The 20,521-nt window shown below is 31.2% G+C and carries 21 protein-coding genes; 12 read left to right on the plus strand and 9 right to left on the minus strand.

Annotated features, from left to right (window positions below; genetic code table 11):
* Window positions 1–3: 3 nt before the first annotated feature.
* The 5 genes from ASC44_RS07615 (at window position 4) to ASC44_RS07635 (ending at window position 2,784) form a co-directional block, all read left to right on the plus strand.
* On the plus strand, window positions 4–942 hold the full coding sequence (locus ASC44_RS07615; protein ID WP_055447015.1) for a 2-hydroxyacid dehydrogenase: 939 nt from the start codon (window positions 4–6) through the stop codon (window positions 940–942).
* A 28-nt stretch (window positions 943–970) separates the two neighbouring features.
* Complete coding sequence (locus ASC44_RS07620) at window positions 971–1,426, plus strand: DUF1801 domain-containing protein (protein ID WP_055447016.1); 456 nt, start codon at window positions 971–973, stop codon at window positions 1,424–1,426.
* A 101-nt stretch (window positions 1,427–1,527) separates the two neighbouring features.
* Complete coding sequence (locus ASC44_RS07625) at window positions 1,528–1,914, plus strand: VOC family protein (RefSeq protein ID WP_055447017.1); 387 nt, start codon at window positions 1,528–1,530, stop codon at window positions 1,912–1,914.
* Between the two features lie 54 nt (window positions 1,915–1,968).
* Complete coding sequence (locus tag ASC44_RS07630) at window positions 1,969–2,361, plus strand: TM2 domain-containing protein (protein WP_055447018.1); 393 nt, start codon at window positions 1,969–1,971, stop codon at window positions 2,359–2,361.
* Between the two features lie 93 nt (window positions 2,362–2,454).
* Complete coding sequence (locus ASC44_RS07635; RefSeq protein ID WP_055447019.1) at window positions 2,455–2,784, plus strand: ArsR/SmtB family transcription factor; 330 nt, start codon at window positions 2,455–2,457, stop codon at window positions 2,782–2,784.
* 39 nt (window positions 2,785–2,823) lie between these two features.
* On the opposite strand, the gene ASC44_RS07640 is transcribed toward ASC44_RS07635, so the two are convergent.
* Genes ASC44_RS07640 through ASC44_RS07655 form a run of 4 tightly spaced genes read right to left on the minus strand, consistent with a single transcriptional unit; the run spans window position 2,824 to window position 7,453 of the window.
* A complete protein-coding gene (locus ASC44_RS07640; protein WP_055447020.1) occupies window positions 2,824–3,843 on the minus strand; it encodes a carboxypeptidase-like regulatory domain-containing protein in 1,020 nt (339 codons plus the stop codon).
* 12 nt (window positions 3,844–3,855) lie between these two features.
* The gene (locus tag ASC44_RS07645; protein ID WP_055447021.1) at window positions 3,856–5,679 is read right to left on the minus strand and encodes a GNAT family N-acyltransferase; all 1,824 of its coding nucleotides are present in this window, start codon (window positions 5,677–5,679) and stop codon (window positions 3,856–3,858) included.
* Window positions 5,680–5,723: 44 nt separating this feature from the next.
* Window positions 5,724–6,974, minus strand: a complete 1,251-nt coding sequence (locus ASC44_RS07650) for an aspartate kinase (protein ID WP_055447022.1) — start codon at window positions 6,972–6,974, stop codon at window positions 5,724–5,726.
* Window positions 6,974–7,453 carry a GNAT family N-acetyltransferase gene (locus ASC44_RS07655; protein WP_055447023.1) on the minus strand — a complete coding sequence of 160 codons (480 nt, stop codon included), beginning with the start codon at window positions 7,451–7,453 and terminating at the stop codon, window positions 6,974–6,976. The genes ASC44_RS07650 and ASC44_RS07655 overlap by 1 nt, the downstream gene beginning before the upstream one ends.
* A gap of 119 nt (window positions 7,454–7,572) precedes the next feature.
* Here ASC44_RS07655 and fbp point away from each other — a divergent pair, with 119 nt between their 5' ends.
* The 6 genes from fbp to ASC44_RS07685 all read left to right on the plus strand — a co-directional run bounded on the left by fbp (window position 7,573) and on the right by ASC44_RS07685 (window position 13,558).
* A complete protein-coding gene (gene fbp, locus ASC44_RS07660) occupies window positions 7,573–8,580 on the plus strand; it encodes a class 1 fructose-bisphosphatase (RefSeq protein ID WP_055447024.1) in 1,008 nt (335 codons plus the stop codon).
* Between the two features lie 60 nt (window positions 8,581–8,640).
* Complete coding sequence (locus tag ASC44_RS07665) at window positions 8,641–8,994, plus strand: hypothetical protein (protein WP_055447025.1); 354 nt, start codon at window positions 8,641–8,643, stop codon at window positions 8,992–8,994.
* A gap of 15 nt (window positions 8,995–9,009) precedes the next feature.
* Window positions 9,010–9,816, plus strand: a complete 807-nt coding sequence (locus ASC44_RS07670) for a hypothetical protein (protein ID WP_055447026.1) — start codon at window positions 9,010–9,012, stop codon at window positions 9,814–9,816.
* 102 nt (window positions 9,817–9,918) lie between these two features.
* Window positions 9,919–10,413 (plus strand): Rab family GTPase, encoded by a 495-nt coding sequence (locus tag ASC44_RS07675; RefSeq protein ID WP_055447027.1) that lies wholly within the window; start codon window positions 9,919–9,921, stop codon window positions 10,411–10,413.
* An 18-nt stretch (window positions 10,414–10,431) separates the two neighbouring features.
* Entirely contained in the window at window positions 10,432–11,955 is a 1,524-nt protein-coding gene (locus ASC44_RS07680) for an ATP-binding protein (protein ID WP_055447028.1), read from the plus strand.
* 76 nt (window positions 11,956–12,031) lie between these two features.
* Complete coding sequence (locus ASC44_RS07685; protein WP_055447029.1) at window positions 12,032–13,558, plus strand: ATP-binding response regulator; 1,527 nt, start codon at window positions 12,032–12,034, stop codon at window positions 13,556–13,558.
* Between the two features lie 31 nt (window positions 13,559–13,589).
* Here ASC44_RS07685 and ASC44_RS07690 read toward each other — a convergent pair whose 3' ends face one another.
* The 5 genes from ASC44_RS07690 to ASC44_RS07710 all read right to left on the minus strand — a co-directional run bounded on the left by ASC44_RS07690 (window position 13,590) and on the right by ASC44_RS07710 (window position 16,967).
* Window positions 13,590–14,021, minus strand: a complete 432-nt coding sequence (locus ASC44_RS07690) for a TerB family tellurite resistance protein (protein ID WP_055447925.1) — start codon at window positions 14,019–14,021, stop codon at window positions 13,590–13,592.
* A 411-nt stretch (window positions 14,022–14,432) separates the two neighbouring features.
* Entirely contained in the window at window positions 14,433–14,939 is a 507-nt protein-coding gene (locus tag ASC44_RS07695; RefSeq protein ID WP_055447030.1) for a hypothetical protein, read from the minus strand.
* 6 nt (window positions 14,940–14,945) lie between these two features.
* Complete coding sequence (locus tag ASC44_RS07700; RefSeq protein ID WP_055447031.1) at window positions 14,946–15,341, minus strand: DoxX family protein; 396 nt, start codon at window positions 15,339–15,341, stop codon at window positions 14,946–14,948.
* Window positions 15,342–15,352: 11 nt separating this feature from the next.
* Complete coding sequence (locus ASC44_RS07705; RefSeq protein WP_055447032.1) at window positions 15,353–16,003, minus strand: peroxiredoxin-like family protein; 651 nt, start codon at window positions 16,001–16,003, stop codon at window positions 15,353–15,355.
* A gap of 100 nt (window positions 16,004–16,103) precedes the next feature.
* Complete coding sequence (locus ASC44_RS07710; RefSeq protein ID WP_055447033.1) at window positions 16,104–16,967, minus strand: helix-turn-helix domain-containing protein; 864 nt, start codon at window positions 16,965–16,967, stop codon at window positions 16,104–16,106.
* Window positions 16,968–17,158: 191 nt separating this feature from the next.
* Here ASC44_RS07710 and mfd point away from each other — a divergent pair, with 191 nt between their 5' ends.
* On the plus strand, window positions 17,159–20,506 hold the full coding sequence (gene mfd / locus ASC44_RS07715) for a transcription-repair coupling factor (protein WP_055447034.1): 3,348 nt from the start codon (window positions 17,159–17,161) through the stop codon (window positions 20,504–20,506).
* Window positions 20,507–20,521 lie beyond the last annotated feature (15 nt).

Consider the following 20,521-nt stretch of genomic DNA (forward strand, 5'->3'; position numbering starts at 1 on the left):
TTTATGAAAATCCTTCATTTAGATTCCAATCATCAATTACTAATAAATCAATTAAACGATTTAGGTTATACAAATCATGAAAACTACACTGCTTCAAAAGAAGACATTTTAAAAATTATTCATCAGTACGATGGTTTCATCATTAGAAGTCGTTTTAGTATCGACAAACAATTTATAGATGCTGCAACAAATCTAAAATTTATAGGCCGTGTTGGTGCAGGTTTGGAGAACATAGACTGCGCTTATGCAGAGTCTAAAGGTATAACCCTAATTGCAGCTCCAGAAGGCAATAGAAACGCTGTTGGCGAACATAGTCTAGCTATGCTCCTCTCTCTATTTAATAAACTAAATAAAGCAGACCAAGAAGTAAGAGATGGCAAATGGTTGCGTGAAGATAATCGTGGACTAGAATTAGACGGAAAAACCGTAGGCTTAATTGGTTATGGAAACATGGGAAAAGCCTTTGCTAAAAAACTTCGTGGTTTTGATGTAGACGTATTGTGCTACGACTTAAAACCAAATCTAGAAGATGCTAATGCAAAACAAGTTTCATTAGAGGAACTTCAGCAAAAAGCAGATGTTTTAAGCCTACACACACCCGAAACAGGTTCAACAATTGGTATGGTTAATCAAACCTTTATACATTCATTTAAAAAAGTGTTTTGGTTAATTAATACCGCAAGAGGAAAAAGTGTTGTAACCTCAGATCTGGTTTCAGCTTTAAAAAGCAAGAAAATTTTAGGAGCAGGATTAGATGTTTTGGAATACGAAAAAGCATCTTTCGAAAATTTATTTACTAAAGACAATATGCCAGAGGCTTTTAAATATTTAATACAATCTCGCAATGTATTATTATCACCTCATGTTGCAGGATGGACCATTGAGAGTAAAGAGAAACTAGCCCAAACCATAGTCGATAAGATTAAAGCAAAATTTTGTTAACTTTAAGCTTTAACTAACGCAAAGCAAAATGACCTCTCAAGCAATAACTCCCGAAGACTATATAGCACAGCTTCCCGAAGACAGGAAAGAAGCCATTACAAAATTAAACAATCTCATTAAAAAGCATATGCCAAAAGGCTTAGAAGCAGGAATGGGTTCTGGAATGTTGGCGTATTACGTCCCAAAATCTATATATCCAGATGGTTACCACTGTAAACCTTTTCCGCCTTTACCTTTTATTAATGTAGCGTCGCAGAAAAATTTTATCGCTTTGTACCATTCTGGAATGTATGCTAAAAAAGAATTATACAATTGGTTTGTATCCGAGTATCCTAAACATTGCAAATACAAACTAGACATAGGAAAAAGCTGTGTTCGGTTTAAGAAAATAGAAGATATTCCTTATGGTTTAATCGAAGAACTTCTTGCAAAAATGACAGTTGAAGAATGGATTAAAACTTACGAGGAAACAATAAAGAAATAAATTAATACTACTCAGGAGTTCTATTCATGAAATCCTGAATTTAAGTTAGCACTATAATTAATTAGATTCCCTTTTCTAGGGAACAAAACAAAAATGTTCTGATGAAAAAAAGAGTTACAGGAATTGGAGGTTTATTTTTTAAAAGCAAAGACCCAAAGGCAGCAAAAGACTGGTACAGTAAATATCTAGGCTTTAATACAGACGATTATGGTTGTACCTTTTGGAATAAAGACAAACAAGGAAACGATACCTCAACACAATGGTCACCTTTTAAAGACGACACCAAATATTTTGAGCCTTCTAAAAAAGATTTTATGTTTAATTACCGTGTAGAAAACTTACACGAATTATTAGCCACTTTAAAAGAAGAAGGTGTAACTATTGTTGGAGAAGTTGAAGAATACGACTATGGAAAATTCGGTTGGATTTTAGACAACGATGGTAATAAAATAGAACTTTGGGAACCTATAGATAAAGCTTTTTTGTAAGTCATTTTTTTTGTATTACTTTTAAAGAATTAATCCACTATTAAAACAATAATAATGTCTGACGAAAAAAACTTAAAAGACGGCCTTGACGATATGTTAGGAGACGCAAAAGATGGTGCTAAAAAAGCAAGTGATAAAGCAAGTGAACTAGCAGATGATGCTAAAGAAACAATGAGTGATTTCTCTAATAATGCAAAAGAGGCATTCGGAGGAACTACTGACAACAAAAAATTGATGGCTGGGATACTAGGTATCTTATTAGGATATTTAGGAGTTCATAAGTTTATTTTAGGCTATAATAAAGAAGGCTTAATACAATTAGGAGCAAGTATCGTTACATGTGGGTTTGCTGGAATAGTAGGATTTATTGAAGGTATCATTTACCTAACAAAATCAGACGAAGAATTCTATAATACTTACCAAGTAGGAAAAAAACCTTGGTTTTAAAGAATACTCAAAACCGAATACTCAATGTGTTCGGTTTTTTTATTTCAATAAATAACGTAATATTGCAATATCACAATTAAATAATAATAAATTATGGGCTTTACTAAAAAACATATATTCGATGCGCAGCAAAACCAAATAGCTAATTTTACAAAAATGATTGGCCATCCTGCGAGAGTATCTATTATACAGTACATAAGCCAGAATAAAGATTGTAATTGTAATAGTCTTGTAAAAGCTATAGGTTTAGCACAGCCGACTATTTCTCAACACCTTGCAGAAATAAGAAAAACAGGTTTGTTAAACCAATCTGTAAAAGGCAAAAATTTATTTTACAGTATAAATCAAGATAAATTAAATGAGTCGAGACGTTTAATAAACGACTTCTTTGTAAAAACTCAGGTTAACTGTTCAAAAGAATAAAACAAGGAAACTTAAAAAAATGCAGATTATTATAAATTTCTACAAGCCATAATCTAAAGGTAAAACATCACCTATTCTCTGCTTTGCCATAAAACCGCCAAATAATACTTTGTCTATTGGAGCATGATTACCAAAAGCATCGATTGTAAACCGTTTTACCTCACTTTGAATTGCAGATTGTCTGCCTTTACATAGAACGTTAAGCTTATGAGAAAGAGAAACTTCGCTAACGTTTAGACTATCATTCTTAAACGTTTTAATGTGCAACAAAGGATCTACTTGATAACTACCTTTAAAAATTTTAAATTTCTCTTTTCTAAGACTATTGTTTGCGATAGCCCGCATAAAATGCAATGCTGAACCTGTATATGCTTTTTGTCTATTACGTAAAGCTCTCTTGTGTTTTTTTGAATCTATAGTTTCGAAAAAAGTAGTCCCAGAATATCCAACAGAAGCAACAGTTATAAACACTTTTTCTAAATCTATATTAGCTTCGGTATCCATGTTATAAGTAATATAAAAATCTTTTATATCATATTTTACAATATAATCTAATGCATCATTTCTAACTATTATTGGTGCTTTGGCAGAAGCTACTAACTCTTTAGTATCGCGTTCAAAATTTAAAATAAGAGCATCTTCATTTAAAATAGTACATTTTTCAGCAAATTCTGATCGTCCTAAAAACTCTCTTCTAAATTGCCTGAGTTTAAATTCTCGAGACCATTCGTCTTTACTATCTAAAACAACTTCAGATAAGGTATTTATATCTTCTTTTAATTTGAATATTCTATTTACCGTAAAATCTTCAATACTATAAATTTTTGTTTCAAATCCAATAAAAGAGACAACCAAAGGTGCGTTAATAGGTTGTTTTAATAGTATTGAGAATTCACCGTCAAAATTAGTAGTTGTTCCTATAGAGGTATTATCAAAATATACTGAAGCACCAATTATGGGCTCGTTAGTTTTCTCGCTTAAAACCAAGCCCTTTAATTCTTGTGCTACTGACGTAAAGAAACTAACAAAAAATACAACTAATAATATTGCACTTTTCATATTAGAAAAATATTAATCTTCATTTGTAGTACTAGGAAATTTACTTTCCAACTCTGCTTGAAACTCTTCCATTACAGGACGCACGGTACTTTCTGGCAAATCTGATATTTTAATATACATTAAACCATCGACTGCATCATTAAATAACGGATCTACATTAAAACCAATAAGTTTACAATTTTGCTTGATGTACTTTTTAAGAAGCACTGGCAAACGTAGTGCACCTGGCTCTATTTCATCGATAATTCTATCGAATTTATTTAAATCTGCTGCTGTAGCATCAAAAACAAAATCTTTATCAGCATCATTTAGTTTTACCTTGAACTCTTTTTTAGGATGCACGTATTGCGCAACGTATGGATCGTAATAATGAGATTTCATAAACTCTATCATTAACGACTTAGAAAAGTTTGAAAACTGATCACTAATACTTACACCTCCAATTAAATATTTATGTTCTGGAAAACGTAAAGTAGTATGTACAATACCTTTCCAAAGTAAAAATAAAGGCATTGGTTTTTGTTGATATTCTTTTATAATAAATGCACGTCCAAGCTCTAAGGACTCACTCATCATTTTATAAAGTTCTGGTTCAAAACGAAATAAGTCTTGAAGGTAGAAACCATCAATTCCATATTTTTCGAAAATTTTGGATCCCAATCCCATTCTGTATGCGCCTGCTAATTTATTAGCTTCGCAATCCCATAGAAACATGTGGTGATAGTAGCCATCGAACACATCTAAATCGATAGCTTCGTTAGTACCTTCTCCTACTTCTCTAAATGTAATTTCGCGCAGACGTCCTATTTCTCTTAATATATTTGGAATCTTTTTCGCAGACGATAAAAATACTTCGTAATTTTTACTTTTTAATAGTCTACCATCATCTTCACGAAGAAACTCAACTTCTTTTAGCATAACTTTTGTGCTAACAGGAGTTACTATTTTTTTGGGGATCTTAATTGGTTTTGGAGATTTTAAACTTGAAGAAATAGTATCTCTTAAATTCTCTTTAGGTTCGAAGGCATTAGACAGCATGTAAGTTTTTTTACGAACAAATTCCGAAAAACTCTGAAGCGTTTCGTGCTCGTTTTGATCTTTCACAGAAATTGGTCGACCTATTCTTACCTTTATTACTCGTCTCTTTTGAGTTAGTATTTCTGATGGTAATTTTGCTGTTCTAAATGTATCACTAATTTTAGATAACGTATAAAACAACTTACTGTTTTTGGCGTGAAAATATATAGGAACAATTGGCACATTTGCTTTTTGAGCCAATTTCATTGCCGCCTCTTCCCATGGCTTATCTACCATTAATTTTCCATCCTTATAGGTAGAAACCTCACCTGCAGGAAAGATACCTAATGGATGTCCTTCTTTTAAATGTCTAATAGCACTTTTAAAACCTGCAATACTTGATTTTACATCTTTGCGGTCTTCAAATGGATTAACAGGCATAATATAGGGCTTTAACGGCTCTATACGATGTAATAAGAAGTTAGCTATTATTTTAAAATCGTTTCGTTGCTCTAGCATTAACTTTAGGAGTAAAATACCATCAATCCCACCTAATGGGTGATTAGAAACTGTAATATAAGCACCATCTTTTGGAAGTCTTTTTAAGTCTTCTTCCGGAATTTCGAATTTAATTTGAAATTCATTTAAGATTGAATCTAAAAACTCAACTTCACTTAAGTGTTTGTTACGGTTATAGAATTTATTAAGTGTAGATATTTTTAAAACCTTCATTAATAGCCAACCTATAAACGTTCCAAATACACCGTATTTTTCTAAGTTTATTGCTTTTGAAACTTCTTTTGCAGAGACTAAAGACATTGTTAATATTAATTTTTTTTAAGCCTACAAATGTAAGCAATAGATTATTGAGTTACAACTTGAACAGTTTCTTGAAATAACTGCTTCAACAACACTGTTTTACCTTGCTCTAAATTTTTTATTACGGTATCGTTATAATGCCTGATAGTGTACAACGACACCTGTTTATGGCATTCTACTTTAAATTTAGCTTTTAAATGTAACAGTAATTTTTCTAAATTATTATAGGTATTCTCGAAACAAACAGAAAAACTAATAGCAGAATTTTGAATGACATCTACCTTCATTTTATAAAGGGCTAGCAAGTTAAATATTTCACTAATATTTTCTTCTACCACATAGGAAAAATCTAAAGTAGATAAAGATATTAAAACTTGATTTTGCTTTAAAATAAAACAAGGTACTTTTGGCTCAATACCTTGAGATTTATTTACAGTTGTTCCAGCGTTTTCCGGATTTAAAAATGATTTTACATGTAAAGGAATTTCCTTACGTTGTAACGGTTGTAGCGTTTTAGGATGAATTACAGAAGCGCCATAAAAGGCCAATTCTATCGCTTCTGTATAAGAAATCGTGTTTAACAATTGTGTGTTATTAAAATGACGTGGATCTCCATTTAAAACACCAGGAACATCTTTCCATATCGTTACACTTTGTGCATTTAAGCAATATGCAAAAATAGCTGCTGTATAATCACTACCTTCTCGACCTAAAGTTGTTGTGAAATTATTACTATCACTGGCTATAAATCCTTGTGTAATGTATAACGTAGACGCTTTAACCTTGTTTATAATATTATTTTGAGTGATTTCCCAATCTACATTTGCACGACGGTAATAATCGTCAGTTTTTATGCATTGTCTTACATCTAACCATGTGTTTGTTAAATGCATCATATTTAAATACTGACTTATAATGGTTGTAGAAACTAGTTCTCCATAACCAATAACCTGATCGTAAATAAAATTATAATTAGGAGATTTATTACTAATAAAAAACTGCTGTAATTCTTTAAAGAGCCCTTCAACTTTGTTAAAAACGACATGTTGTTCGTTTTTAAATAAATCCATCATAATATCTCGATGGTAATTTTTTACGGTCTCTAATTCTGCTTTATAAGTATTAGTTTCATTTAAATATTTATCGATTACAGCCTCTAACGCATTTGTAGTTTTTCCCATAGCAGAAACGATAATAAGCTTATTTTCATAGCCTACTTTCTCCAGCACTTTTACTACATTTCTTACTCCATCCGCATCTTTTACAGAAGCACCTCCAAACTTAAATACTTGCACTATATATTGTTTAAATAATTCTTAATCCCATTTTCGTTTAAATGTACAACATCCCAGTCTCGCATAACGTTTGCACCTTTTTTTTCGTAAAAGGCAATCGCAGGCTCGTTCCAATCTATAACTTCCCAACTTATTCGTTTAACACCCATTTTAGCGCCGTGTTTAACAACCTCATTTAGAAGTACTGTACCTAAACCACTACCTCTCATACTCTCTTTAACAATTAAATCTTCAAGGTGTAAAACCTCTCCTTTCCATGTAGAATAACGTTTATAAACTAATGCTGCTCCAACAATTTCATCATTAGATTCTGCAACAAAACATGTAAATTTCGGGTGTTTTCCATAACCATCTTCTTCAAGGTTATCAACCGTAACTTCTACAGCATCAGGCTCTTTCTCAAACACAGCAAGCTCTACAATTAAATCGTAAACGCTTTTCATATCACTTTTTGTTGCTAACCGGATGGCATTCTTCATATTAAAAGTATTTTGAAATCAAATATAGTTTAAAGTTAAATAACGTTAGATAATTACTTTTACGAAATCGTTATAGTCTAATTAAAAATACGATATTTGCAAAACTGAAAGTTTAAACTATGTCTAGAAAGAACCAAACATTAGGAGAATTTATTATTGAAAATCAATCGTCTTTTAAATACACTTCTGGTGAATTATCAAGACTTATAAACTCTATTCGCCTCGCTGCCAAGGTAGTAAACCATGAGGTTAATAAGGCTGGATTAGTAGATATTATTGGAGCCGCAGGAGATACCAATATTCAAGGTGAAGACCAACAGAAGCTTGATGTTTACGCTAACGAAAAGTTTATACAAACACTAACAAATAGAAATATTGTTTGTGGTATTGCTAGTGAAGAAGAGGACGATTTTATTTCTATAAATAGTCAAGATGAAAATAACCAGAACAAATATGTAGTGTTAATAGATCCATTAGATGGTTCTAGTAATATAGATGTAAATGTATCTGTAGGAACGATTTTTTCTATTTATAGACGTGTAACACCTGTTGGAACACCTGTAACTATAGACGATTTTCTTCAAAAAGGAAATCAGCAAGTGGCAGCCGGTTATGTGGTTTATGGTACGTCTACAATGTTGGTATACACCACAGGAGATGGTGTAAACGGCTTTACGTTAAACCCAGCTTTAGGGACACTTTATTTATCGCACCCAAACATGCAATTTCCAGAAGATGGTAATATCTATTCTATAAATGAAGGGAATTACAACCATTTCCCTCAAGGCGTTAAAGATTATTTAAAATACTGCCAAAAAGAGGAAGATAATAGACCTTATACTTCAAGATACATAGGATCTTTAGTTTCCGATTTTCATAGAAATATGATAAAAGGTGGTATTTACATATACCCTAAAAGCTCCAAAAATGCTGCCGGAAAACTACGTTTACTTTACGAATGCAACCCGATGGCATATATAGCAGAACAGGCAAATGGCAAGGCTAGTGACGGTTTTACAAGGATTTTAGACATAGAACCAACAGAGCTACATCAACGTGTTCCATTTTTCTGCGGAAGTACTAATATGGTTGAAAAAGCCGAGGAGTTCATGCAAAACGCGGAATAAACAGATTAATCAATTTTATTTTATTATTTTTACCATAGTTTACTAAACTAAATATTAATAATGGCAAAGAACGATAAAACAGTAACAGATAATATTAGCGCTAACGATCCTACTTCTAAAATCGATGCGATTAAGCAACTTATTTTTGGTGAAAATATCCAAGAATATAACCATGAATTTGAAGCTGTTAAAAAAGATATTCTCGACAAGAAAAAAGAACTTGAGAATTTAATTGATGACGTTAAGGTGGAGCTACTTCAAAATATTGATAATCTAAGTACCGATATTAATATTAGAATTACAGAACTAGAAAACACATTAGACGATAAAGCCGATGCTCTAGATGAGAAAAAATTAGATCGCAAACTTTTTGGCGATTTACTAATTAAACTTGGCGAGAAAATTAGTAACTAATTTGATTCTCGCGCCATGAATCAAGACGAAAGACTTTCTATTTTAAAAGACATCTTACTTACAGATGAGCGCGAGTATGCCCAAAAAGTTGAAGAAAAACTACGAGTTGTAGAAGATGTTATAAATAAACAGAATCAACTTTCTGAGCGTGTAAATCCTATCATCGAACAAAAACTTAACGACTTCATTCTTGAAATCCCAAAAACTTTGGGACCTTCTATAACTGAAGCTTTAAAAACTGAAATTAAAAACTCCCAAGATGCAGTTGTAGAAGCATTATTTCCAATCATTGGAAAAATGATTAAAAAATACGTACAGCAAGAAATGCAAATTTTGTCTGAGCAAATAAATGCAAAAATGAATAGTGCGTTTACTTTTGAAGGTTTAAAACGTAAGTTTAAATCTAAAAAAACTGGTGTTAGCGAAGGAGATTTAATACTCCAAGAACTATCACAGCCTAAAATAGACCAAATAATGGTTATTGAAAAAGGTTCTGGCATCATAATCTCTGAATACTCAAAAACACAATCTATAGATGAGGATATGGTATCTGGTATGCTAACAGCTATCAAGAGTTTTGCCGAAGACGCCTTTGAAAAAGATAATCAAGAATTACAATATATAGAATATGATAGCTTTCATATTCATCTCCAAAATTTTTCTGCCTACTATATTGCTGTAATTATTTCTGGGCCTTACAATGTTGTTTTTAAAAGTAAGCTAGAGGATAAATTGTTAGACTTTGCTCAAAACTACATTAATAAAGAAGATATAAAAGATACAGATTCGTTCTCGAAAAAATTGAAATTATTTTTTGAGTAACTAATTTAAGTTAAAAGCCTATATACAATAAGCTTTGCTTATTTTTGTTCTGCTTTATTTACAGCACTATTCTAATTAAAAAATAAAAGTTATATTTCGATAATGAAAGTTTCTAAAAAAATAGTCTTACTAGGTCATTTTGGTGTTGGCAAGTCTTCACTTATTAGGCGTTTTGTAGAAAACACCTTTTCTGAAGATTACAAAGTAACCATTGGTGTTCACATATTTAAAAAAAACATTACCATTCCAGAACAAGGAACAGATGTCTCTTTAGTTATATGGGATTTAGAAGGGAATGATGATATCACTAATACTAGATTGTCTTATCTTCTAGGTACACATGCTTTTATTTATGTTTACGATGTTACTAGGCCTGCCACATACGAAAGTTTAGAAAGCGAAATAAATTTCCTTAAAGAAAAACAAAAAAACACATCTATAACTGTTGTTGGAAATAAAGAAGATTTGGTTACCAAAGCTTATTTAAAGCAGAACAGCGGTAATTTTGGTAGTTTAACAGATTTGTATGTAAGCGCAAAGACAGGTGACAAAGTTGATTTACTTTTCTCTAATTTAGCTGAAGCGCTTATTAAGTAAGCAAAAACCAGCTAAAATATGCTTAAAGAATATATAAAAAAATATACTAAACCACTAGTACAGTATTCAATTTTAGATTTTGATGGAAACATTTTAGAATCTGATAACGCTCTCTTTCCTGAGTTTAAAAAAAAGCATATTGGAGACATTCATCCATTCTTTGAAATAATTACACCTCTTTTAATTGCTGAAGAAAATGAAACTATATTTTCTTGTATTCACTTAAATATTGAAAATAAAGAAATCACATCAGATATTCTTTTACAAACATTTGAGGACGGCAAGCATCCTCTTTTAATTATTCACGATTTAACGTCGCATTACAATAATTACCAAACTACAGCACAAGTACGAAACGAATCTGTAATTAATTCTCAAATCTTAGAATTAAAAAACACCTATTTAAAAGAAAAGGAATCTTTTAAAAACACTTTTATCGCTAATTTTAGCCACGAATTACGCGACCCTTTAACTGGTATTTTAACTTTCACAGACATTTTAAGTAAGACCAATTTGGACTTACAACAAAAGGATTATGTACAAATACTTAACTCCTCATCTGGTTTCTTAAAAAAAATGATTGATGATATTCTTGATATTTCCATAATTGAATCTGGAAACCTTGAGCTATCTATAGAACCTTTTAACTTTATAGAATTATTAAATGAGATCAAGTTTAATTACAAAATTAAAGCTGAGCAAAAAGGACTAGAATTCCATTATTCTTTTGACGAAAAATTACCCGAAATTATTGGTGGTGACGCCAAAAGATTACGACAGGTTTTAACGAACTTACTAGATAACGCCTTAAAATTCACGAAAGATGGTAGTATTACTTTTAATGTTTCTTTAAACCAACTTAGAGCACGAAAAGCAAGTATTCACTTTGAGGTCACTGATACTGGAGTTGGACTAAAAAAAGAAGATTTAGACACTATCTTTACAAGTTTCTCTCAAGTAAATAACGATGACACTATTAAAGGAACCGGATTAGGTCTTGCTATTGTAAAATATTTGGTAGAGCTTACAAAGAGTGAAATTAAAGTGTCCTCAGAATATGGAAAAGGCTCAACATTTTCTACAAACATTAATTTTGTAGCTACACCTTCTTTAAAACTTGACAAGGTAAAAAGTAATAAAAAAGACCTTCCAAGTGCATCAAGAAAGTACAACATACTATTGGTTGAGGATTCCCAAATTACTCAACTTTCGGTCTTAAAAATTCTCGCATCTAATGGTCTCTTTTTTTTAGATATTGTAACTAATCCCGAAGATGCACTTGCCAGAATATCAAACATAGATAGTGAGGTAGATTTAGTTTTAATGGACATCAAACTGAAAGAATTTCAAGGTGATGACATTGCAAAGCAAATTAGAAAACTCCCAGAACGCCACCAAAGAAAAGTTCCTATTGTAGCTATGACGGCAAAAGTTTTTAAAGAAGATTTAAAACATTATAAAAAAATTGGGATAAACGATGTTTTAAAGAAACCTTTTAATCAAAGTCAATTATTAGACGTAATTGCAAGGAATTTAAAGTAAGAACAAAAATAGCTCATACAAATATTATAAAATACTGTATCTTTAAGATTACTAAAACAACAGTTAATCCTTAAACATGCTCCAAACCTATACTATTCCGTACAAGGAAACTACTAATCAAATTCTACTTATTAGTAATAAAGGAATTATTGTTGACGCCCAATCTATTCTTTTTAAAAATTATATTGGTAAAGCAATACAAAGTTTACATCCCTTCTTTGAGACTTTAATAAACCTATTAACTTTAAAAAATAAGACCTACAATTTTGAGTGTATTAATTTAGAGATAGACAACAAACATTATACATTAGATGCCGTTTTACATACCAACAACTCAAAAGAACCGTCAGCCCTTGTAATTCAAGATTTAACAAAGCAATACATTACATACCAAAAGGCAGCACAAAAACGAAACGTAGCAGAAATTAAAGCTCAACTTTTAGATTACAACAATGTTATTCTACAAGAAAAGGAAGCCTTTAAGAATAGTTTTATAGCAAATTTTAGTCATGAAATTAAAATGCCTGTTAATACTATAAATGGTTTTGTTTCTCTATTAGAGAACACAAACTTAGAACAGAGTCAACGCTATAATCTTAACGTTATTAAAAATACCAATGACAAGTTAAAAACGATGATTAACGATATTATAGATATATCTAAAATTGAAACTGGTCGATTCTCTATATTACCAATACGTTACAATTTACTAGAGGAACTAGACACCATTACTACCATCTACAGTCAAAAATGTAAAGAAAAAGGCCTAATTCTAAACTACAATATTGATCCAGAATGTCCGAAATATATTATTGCAGATAAATATAGACTTGCCCAAATAGTAAACAACCTTATCGGTAATGCTATTAAATTTACACCAACTGGCTCCATAGAATTGTCAGCAAAATGTGTTACTAAAAACAATAATTTTGCAACATTAATATTTTGTGTAAAAGACACAGGAATTGGAATAAACAAAAAACAAATTGACGCTATATTTAATGGTTTCCATCAAGTTAATAATAACCTTACTAATAATGGTGCCGGTTTAGGTCTAGCTATAACCAAAAAACTTGTTCATGCACTAGATGGTAAAATAGACTTAAAAAGTGAAATTAATAAAGGTTCTGAATTTACAGTAACTTTAGATTTTAAAATTGCACCTAACCAAAAAGAAGATAAAGTAATCACTAAAACTTCTATAACCACAGCTAAAAACGACATTAAAATTTTACTTGCAGAGCCATTACGTGGTAATCAAGAAAAGCTATTAAAGATTATTAGCAAATTAAAAAACTGCGATGTTGTTATTGTAGAAAATGGAGACCAAGTTATAGAAGAGTTATACAAATCCACTTTTAACTTACTAATACTAAATCTTAAGTTACCAACAATGGATGGTATCGATACTACACGTTATATCAGACATTCAGATTATAAAAACATTAACAAAATACCCATTGTTATAATAAGTGAAAAACCATCTAAAGAAGAAGAAAACTATTGTAAAGAACGACGTGTTAATAGCTATATAGGCAAACCTTTTGACAAAGCAGAAGTACTAAGAAAACTAAAATATATTATACAAAAAAAGCAAGCCTAACAGCTTGCTTTTAATATTTATAAATTGAATATTATCTATTCATACCTTTAATTTCTTCAATAAAAGTATCTAAATCTGTACCATTACTAACTAACGTTAATGCCTTGTCTACAACGTATTTTACGTTTTCAGCATTAAAACCTAATCCAACTGCAATTTTACGTAATAAAATCTCCTCGTGATCACCTTTAATATGATCTACATAAACCATACGAGATAAATCGTATAAACGCTCCAAACGAATATCGTAAGAAGTTGGTGGATTAATTGGGTGCGATTGATAATCTTCTAATATTATCTTATAATCGTTTTCACCAATATCTAAATTACGTGCCAAACGATCTAAAAATGTTTTTTCTTCGTCCGAAATAACTCCATCGTCCATTGCCACTTTTACAATTGATGCAAAATGGTCTTCGTTACGCTTCTTAAATCCGCTATCGAATAAATCTGAAAATGACATATATTTTTTTGTTTTAGAGCGGCAAAGATAAGTAATCTTCAAATCTTTTAAAATTAAAAAACTTTTTATTTTGAGCATTCATTTCACTTCTTTTAAAGAGAAGTAAAATACCGCGCTTTCCGTGGTTATTCCCTCCTAGACACCTTAACCACATAACAAGTACGAATTGATTAGGAATTCATATTTAGAATATTAAGAACGGGTGAATAATCGCTAATCCATTTACTACAAGTAGTTATTAAATTTAAATACACCGCAAATTTTATATAATAAAGTTAATTTGAAGTTTAAAAATTAAACGACCGTTCTCCTGTATTCAAAGTAGACCCAAATTCACACGTTTTAATATTTGCTTTGTTACCCGAAGTTGCGATATCCCAACGTGAGTAAGCAAAACTTCTCTATTTCTATTTAATTTATTTCTTGAGAATAAATAACTTCTCGAGTAATTTGCCAACGCTCATCTTGCCAAATAAAATCTATATTAACTAAAAGTTTAGTCTTTGTTCCCGTTAAATTTAATTTTCGTTCAACAATTACATGGCCATTATCTCCTTCAATATTAATATGATGAAATTTTGCCCAATTGTTACTTTTGTGTTCTTCACGATTGTCTATTTTCCCACCTATTAAATCCATAAATGCAGGTTTTCTAAACTCGTTTTTACTTCCTTTATCATCAATTATAATAACGTTCATATCCTCGTGATAGATTTCTTGAAGGTCATCACGTCCAAAGTCTTTATCTGGTGTTATCAATCTTTGCAAAGAAGCTTCTAAACCTTCTTCTGTTTTTATATCCTTATGCGTCATCTTTATTTCAATATTTTGAGATTGTGCATTACTATTACTTAATCCTGTAAACAAAAGAATTAACAGCATAGTAATTCTTAAGTAACTGTTGTCTTGCTTTTTCATTTTAACTTATTCAACTGCTTCTTTAATAAGTCTTTCCTGAGTTATTTTACCAAAGACTTTCCTATCATATACCCAAGAAATAGTCGTGAATGTTAAAGCTAAAATTGAAAAAAGATATTCACCATCTGCAACCATCAAATGTGCAAAAAAGGCTAATGTTGCATCAAAAATAAACCCTGAATAAGTCAACTCTTTAAGAAACAGCGACTTTCGTGATAATATAGTTAATGGTCCTAATATTTTTAGTGTAGCTAAAGGATAAATTATCCAAGTAGGAAACCCAAGGCTTATAAAAAAACTTTCTGCTCTTGGATAGTTGAATATATACATCATTGCTCCCATAATAAATAGTGCACATAACAGTCCTGTTGCTATCCAATAAATTGTTTTATTTGTTTTCATATCTGTAAAATTTAAATTGTTTTGTTTTTTAAAATAGTTAGTAGTTTTGAGGGTTCTAGACGTGTCATATAATCTTCCTCAAAATGAATAAATAGTATCTTGAATTCTTTATCAATAACATAAATAGCAGGTACAGGAAGTTGATAATCTTCATTTCCATGAATATTGGAGAAATCTACACCAAAGCCTACAAAATCTTTCTTTGCTTGCTCACTTAGAGTAAATACAATGCCCATTTTCTTCATAAAAGTGGCGTCTACATCTGTAAGTATCGGGTATGTAAGTGCGTTTTTAGCGTGAGTTTTAGCTCCTTGTTGTGGTAACTCTGCACTTATACCCACGATATTTGCCTTAATAGAATTAAATTGACCTTTTAATCTTTCATATTCCCTTAATTCCATGTTACAGTATGGACACCAACCACCTCTGTAAAAATTAAGGATTAAAAAATTAGAAGTATGTATTGATTTTAAATCAATCTCGTGTCCTTCAATATTGCGTAATATAGAATTGGAAACGGTATCACCTACTTGCAATGCATGTTCTTTAAGTCTATCATTCTTTAATTTAACGATATCTTTTTGAAAAGTTTCTACTATTGGAGCTGGCATTCTAATTAACACCTCTTGTTTTAATTGTTCTGTTTGTTCTTGAAGTTTCATTGTTCGTAATTTTGTTTGGGCAAAACTACACGAACAAGTCTTTTTTTGAATTATCTATATCTTCTTAAAAATAGTCAATCTATAACCGAGTATAAAACGCTTAAATTTGTTCACGGAATTTATTTGGTGTAACACCCGTTAGTTTTTTAAAAAAACGAATAAAATTTGAATGTTCTGAAAAGCCCATTTTATAACCGATCTCTTGCGAAGTATATTTTTTTTCTGAGATGTTTCTTTTTATTTCAAGTAATATCCAGCTATCAATAAACGTCTTTGCTGTTTTACTAGTTATTTCTTTGCAAATATCATTTAGGTATTTATATGATATAGAAAGCATATTTGCATAATCACTAGCATTGTGGGTTTCTTTGTGATGTTGAATAATAAGTTGTTTAAATTGAATAAAAATTTTAAACCTTATACTTTCAAATATATTATGTTGATACATTGATAACCGTTTTATCTGAAGTAGCAATGTCATTAAAGCAGTGTTTATAAAATCACTTTTAAGATTAATGTTTGGGTTTTCCAATTCCGTTTTTAGAATGGACAGATAAGGGTTTAGTATTTGTAAATTTTCAGCGCCAATATGAATAGTTGGTGCATTATAAAGGTGAAGAAAATGGAAAAGGTTTTTTTCACTAATGTTGTTTGTAATTATAGCTTCGTCAAAAGAAACCACATAACCTTTAATTGTTAATGCTTTGGAGAAAGAATGCACTTGACCTTTAGATAATGGTAAAATTACACCAGGAAACAATGACTGTTCTTTAAAGTCAATAATATGTTTACTCTTCCCTTCTGTAACAATAATTAAGGCATGAAACTCAATTCTATGAGGATTGTATAAGTCAAATGCGCTTTCATTGCATCTAGCATATAAGTTTTCAATAGAAATTAACTCAAACGGCACAGGTTGATTTACAAACTCTGAGAAAACAATATTTTCTATTTCTTGTGACATCGCTTTTTAACTCAAATTTTTCAGCAATTACAACTAACCTGTATACTGATATGAAATTGTTTTAATACTTTTTATTAAATGGTAGTTTATTTTCGAAGTTCGTCTATTCTTTTTACAAAGTCAAGTAATTTCAACTTAGAAATGGAAATAACCATTCTATCTCTTATATTTGTATTCCAATACAATAATACGTGAGCAAACTACTAATCTCGCAAACATACGCACAGTCTTTGCAACTGCAAAAACTGCAAGCTGCTATTGCCAAAACTCAAGAAAACACAAATAAAACGCATATAAAAGGCCTTGTTGGCTCTGCGCTTTCATTTGTAATACACGAAAGCTTTAAAAAAGCCGACAAACCCTTTCTTTTAATCTTTAACGATAAAGAAGAAGCCGCTTTTTATCTTAACGATTTAGAGCAACTTATAAACGGGAAAGATGTTTTATTCTATCCAGGAAGTTATAGAAGACCATACCAGATTGAAGAAACAGATAATGCAAATATACTATTGCGTGCAGAGGTTTTAAACCGAATAAACTCACGCAAAAAACCTGCAATAATTGTTACCTATCCAGATGCACTTTTCGAAAAAGTAGTCACTAGAAAAGAACTAGAACGTAACACATTAAAAATTAATGTTGGCGACGATTTAAATATCGATTTTGTAAACGAAGTGCTTTTCGAGTACAAATTTAAACGTGTCGATTTTGTTACAGAACCAGGTGAATTTTCGGTTAGAGGTGGTATTGTAGATGTATTTTCTTTTTCGCATGACGAACCTTACAGAATTGAGTTTTTTGGAGATGAAGTCGATAGTATTAGAACCTTCGATGTCGAAACACAGCTTTCTAACGAGCAGATTAAAAAAATTGGTATAATTCCAAATGTTGAAAACAAGTTTTTAGACGAATCTCGTGAGAGTTTCTTAAAATACATTGCTTCAAAAACAGTAGTTTTTACAAAAAATGTAGAAGTCCTTTTTTCAAGAATAGATGAGTTTTTTACTAAAGCTGAAGATGCCTTTAAAAGTCTTTCAACCGAATTAAAACATGCAGAACCTGTAGAGCTGTTTTGTAATTCAGCATTACTAAAAAGACAGCTTTTAGATTTTAACGTCGTAGAATTTGGTACGGATTCTTGGTTAAAAACACAAGAAGAATTAATATTTAATACCACACCACAACCTGCTTTTAATAAGCAATTCGATTTACTTATAGATAACCTAAACCAAAATCATAATAACGGTTTTACTAATTATATAGCTTGTGTAAGCGAGCAACAAGCCAAACGTTTTCATGATATTTTCGATGATAACGAACAAGATGTAAAATACCAAACCATAACCTTATCCTTATTTCAAGGTTTTGTAGATCATGAAAACAAGATGGTGGTATACACAGACCATCAAATTTTTGAGCGTTACCATAAGTTTCACCTTAAAAATGGTTACGCAAAAAAGCAAGCCATTACTTTAAAGGAAATCACTAATCTCGATATTGGAGATTATGTTACACACATAGATCATGGTATTGGTAAGTTTGGAGGTTTAAAGAAAATAGATGTAGAAGGTAAACTGCAAGAAGCTATTAAATTAGTTTATGGCGAACGCGATATCTTATATTTAAGCATTCATTCTCTGCATAAAATTACTAAATTTAATGGTAAAGACGGCAAACCACCAAAAGTATACAAACTAGGTAGTAAAGCTTGGAAAGTATTAAAAGAGAAAACCAAATCCAGAGTTAAACACGTTGCGTTTAACTTAATAAAACTTTATGCTAAACGTAAACTTGAAAAAGGTTACCAATACAAGCAAGATAGTTATTTACAGCACGAATTAGAAGCGTCTTTTATTTACGAAGATACTCCAGACCAAATTACTGCAACTGCAGATATTAAGGCAGATATGGAAAGCCAACGTCCAATGGATCGTTTAATTTGCGGTGATGTTGGTTTTGGGAAAACAGAAGTTGCCATACGTGCAGCATTTAAGGCCGTAGATAATGGTAAGCAAGTGGCTGTTTTGGTTCCAACAACTATATTAGCATTTCAGCATAACAAAACGTTTACTGAACGCTTAAAAGAGTTTCCTGTAACGGTAGATTATGTAAATCGTTTTCGTACTGCAAAACAAAAACGTGAAACATTAGAAAAACTAGAAAAAGGACATGTAGATATTATTATTGGCACACACCAATTGGTAAACAAAAAAGTGAAATTTAAAGATTTAGGTTTGCTAATTGTGGACGAAGAACAAAAATTTGGTGTTGCAGTAAAAGAGAAGTTAAAAACGCTAAAAGACAATGTCGATGTATTAACCTTAACGGCTACACCTATACCAAGGACGCTTCAGTTTAGTTTAATGGCTGCACGAGATTTATCGGTAATAACTACGCCTCCACCTAATCGTTACCCTATAGAAAGTAATGTAATTCGTTTTAGTGAAGATGCTATTCGGGATGCAGTGAGCTACGAGATACAACGTGGCGGACAAGTATTTTTTATTCATAATAGAATAGAGAATATTAAAGAAGTTGCAGGCATGATACAGCGTTTAGTACCTGATGCTAAAGTTGGTGTTGGTCATGGCCAAATGGAAGGTAAAAAACTAGAAACCCTAATGCTTTCTTTTATGGAAGGCGCTTTTGATGTTTTAGTGAGTACAACCATTATAGAAAGTGGTCTAGATGTGCCAAATGCAAACACTATTTTTATTAATAACGCTAATAACTTTGGACTAAGCGATTTACACCAAATGCGTGGTCGTGTAGGACGAAGTAATAAAAAAGCATTCTGTTATTTTATTACGCCTGAGTATTCTGCAATGACGGACGATGCTAGAAAACGTATTCAAGCCTTAGAGCAATTTACCGCTTTAGGAAGTGGGTTTAATATCGCGATGAAGGATTTAGAAATTCGTGGTGCAGGTGATTTATTAGGTGGTGAGCAATCTGGTTTTATAAATGAAATTGGCTTCGACACCTACCAAAAAATATTAAACGAAGCCATTGATGAACTTAAAGAAAATGAATTTAAGGACTTATATGACGAAGATCCCGAGGATAAAGAATATGTAAAGGATATGACTATTGATAGTGATTTAGAATTACTATTCCCAGACGATTACGTTAATAATATAGCTGAAAGATTAAACCTTTACACACAACTTAACAACTTTAAAACGGAAGAAGAATTAGCCAAATTTGAGACTGAATTAATAGATAGATTTGGAGAATTACCAACGCAAGTAGTAGATTTATTAGATAGTGTAAGGTTAAAATGGATTGCCACCAAATTAGGAATCGAAAAAGTAATTATGAAAAAAGGCAAACTGGTTGGTTACTTTATTAACGATCAACAAAGTCGCTTTTACCAAAGTGTTAACTTTAATAAGCTATTAAAATACGTACAGCAAAATCCTAGAGCTGGTAAAATGAAAGAAAAGCAAACTAGAAAAGGCTTGCGCTTATTACTTACCTTTGAAAACATAAAAACTGTAGAACAAGCATTGGCAGTGCTTAAACCTATATTGGCTTAATTTTTGATTATTTAA

It is taken from the genome of Lacinutrix mariniflava (assembly GCF_001418015.1).
Lineage (GTDB): Bacteria > Bacteroidota > Bacteroidia > Flavobacteriales > Flavobacteriaceae > Lacinutrix > Lacinutrix mariniflava.

Excerpts from the sequence above, each read along its gene's own strand:
- ASC44_RS07615 (WP_055447015.1), top strand. The coding sequence starts at position 4 with ATGAAAATCCTTCATTTAGATTCCAATCATCAATTACTAATAAATCAA.
- ASC44_RS07705 (WP_055447032.1), bottom strand. The coding sequence starts at position 16,003 with ATGAAACTTCAAGAACAAACAGAACAATTAAAACAAGAGGTGTTAATT.
- ASC44_RS07625 (WP_055447017.1), top strand. The coding sequence starts at position 1,528 with ATGAAAAAAAGAGTTACAGGAATTGGAGGTTTATTTTTTAAAAGCAAA.
- ASC44_RS07620 (WP_055447016.1), top strand. The coding sequence starts at position 971 with ATGACCTCTCAAGCAATAACTCCCGAAGACTATATAGCACAGCTTCCC.
- ASC44_RS07645 (WP_055447021.1), bottom strand. The coding sequence starts at position 5,679 with ATGTCTTTAGTCTCTGCAAAAGAAGTTTCAAAAGCAATAAACTTAGAA.
- ASC44_RS07690 (WP_055447925.1), bottom strand. The coding sequence starts at position 14,021 with ATGTCATTTTCAGATTTATTCGATAGCGGATTTAAGAAGCGTAACGAA.
- ASC44_RS07635 (WP_055447019.1), top strand. The coding sequence starts at position 2,455 with ATGGGCTTTACTAAAAAACATATATTCGATGCGCAGCAAAACCAAATA.
- ASC44_RS07695 (WP_055447030.1), bottom strand. The coding sequence starts at position 14,939 with ATGAAAAAGCAAGACAACAGTTACTTAAGAATTACTATGCTGTTAATT.
- ASC44_RS07665 (WP_055447025.1), top strand. The coding sequence starts at position 8,641 with ATGGCAAAGAACGATAAAACAGTAACAGATAATATTAGCGCTAACGAT.
- ASC44_RS07630 (WP_055447018.1), top strand. The coding sequence starts at position 1,969 with ATGTCTGACGAAAAAAACTTAAAAGACGGCCTTGACGATATGTTAGGA.
- ASC44_RS07710 (WP_055447033.1), bottom strand. The coding sequence starts at position 16,967 with ATGTCACAAGAAATAGAAAATATTGTTTTCTCAGAGTTTGTAAATCAA.
- ASC44_RS07685 (WP_055447029.1), top strand. The coding sequence starts at position 12,032 with ATGCTCCAAACCTATACTATTCCGTACAAGGAAACTACTAATCAAATT.
- ASC44_RS07655 (WP_055447023.1), bottom strand. The coding sequence starts at position 7,453 with ATGAAGAATGCCATCCGGTTAGCAACAAAAAGTGATATGAAAAGCGTT.
- ASC44_RS07680 (WP_055447028.1), top strand. The coding sequence starts at position 10,432 with ATGCTTAAAGAATATATAAAAAAATATACTAAACCACTAGTACAGTAT.
- ASC44_RS07670 (WP_055447026.1), top strand. The coding sequence starts at position 9,010 with ATGAATCAAGACGAAAGACTTTCTATTTTAAAAGACATCTTACTTACA.
- ASC44_RS07675 (WP_055447027.1), top strand. The coding sequence starts at position 9,919 with ATGAAAGTTTCTAAAAAAATAGTCTTACTAGGTCATTTTGGTGTTGGC.
- fbp (WP_055447024.1), top strand. The coding sequence starts at position 7,573 with ATGTCTAGAAAGAACCAAACATTAGGAGAATTTATTATTGAAAATCAA.
- ASC44_RS07640 (WP_055447020.1), bottom strand. The coding sequence starts at position 3,843 with ATGAAAAGTGCAATATTATTAGTTGTATTTTTTGTTAGTTTCTTTACG.
- ASC44_RS07700 (WP_055447031.1), bottom strand. The coding sequence starts at position 15,341 with ATGAAAACAAATAAAACAATTTATTGGATAGCAACAGGACTGTTATGT.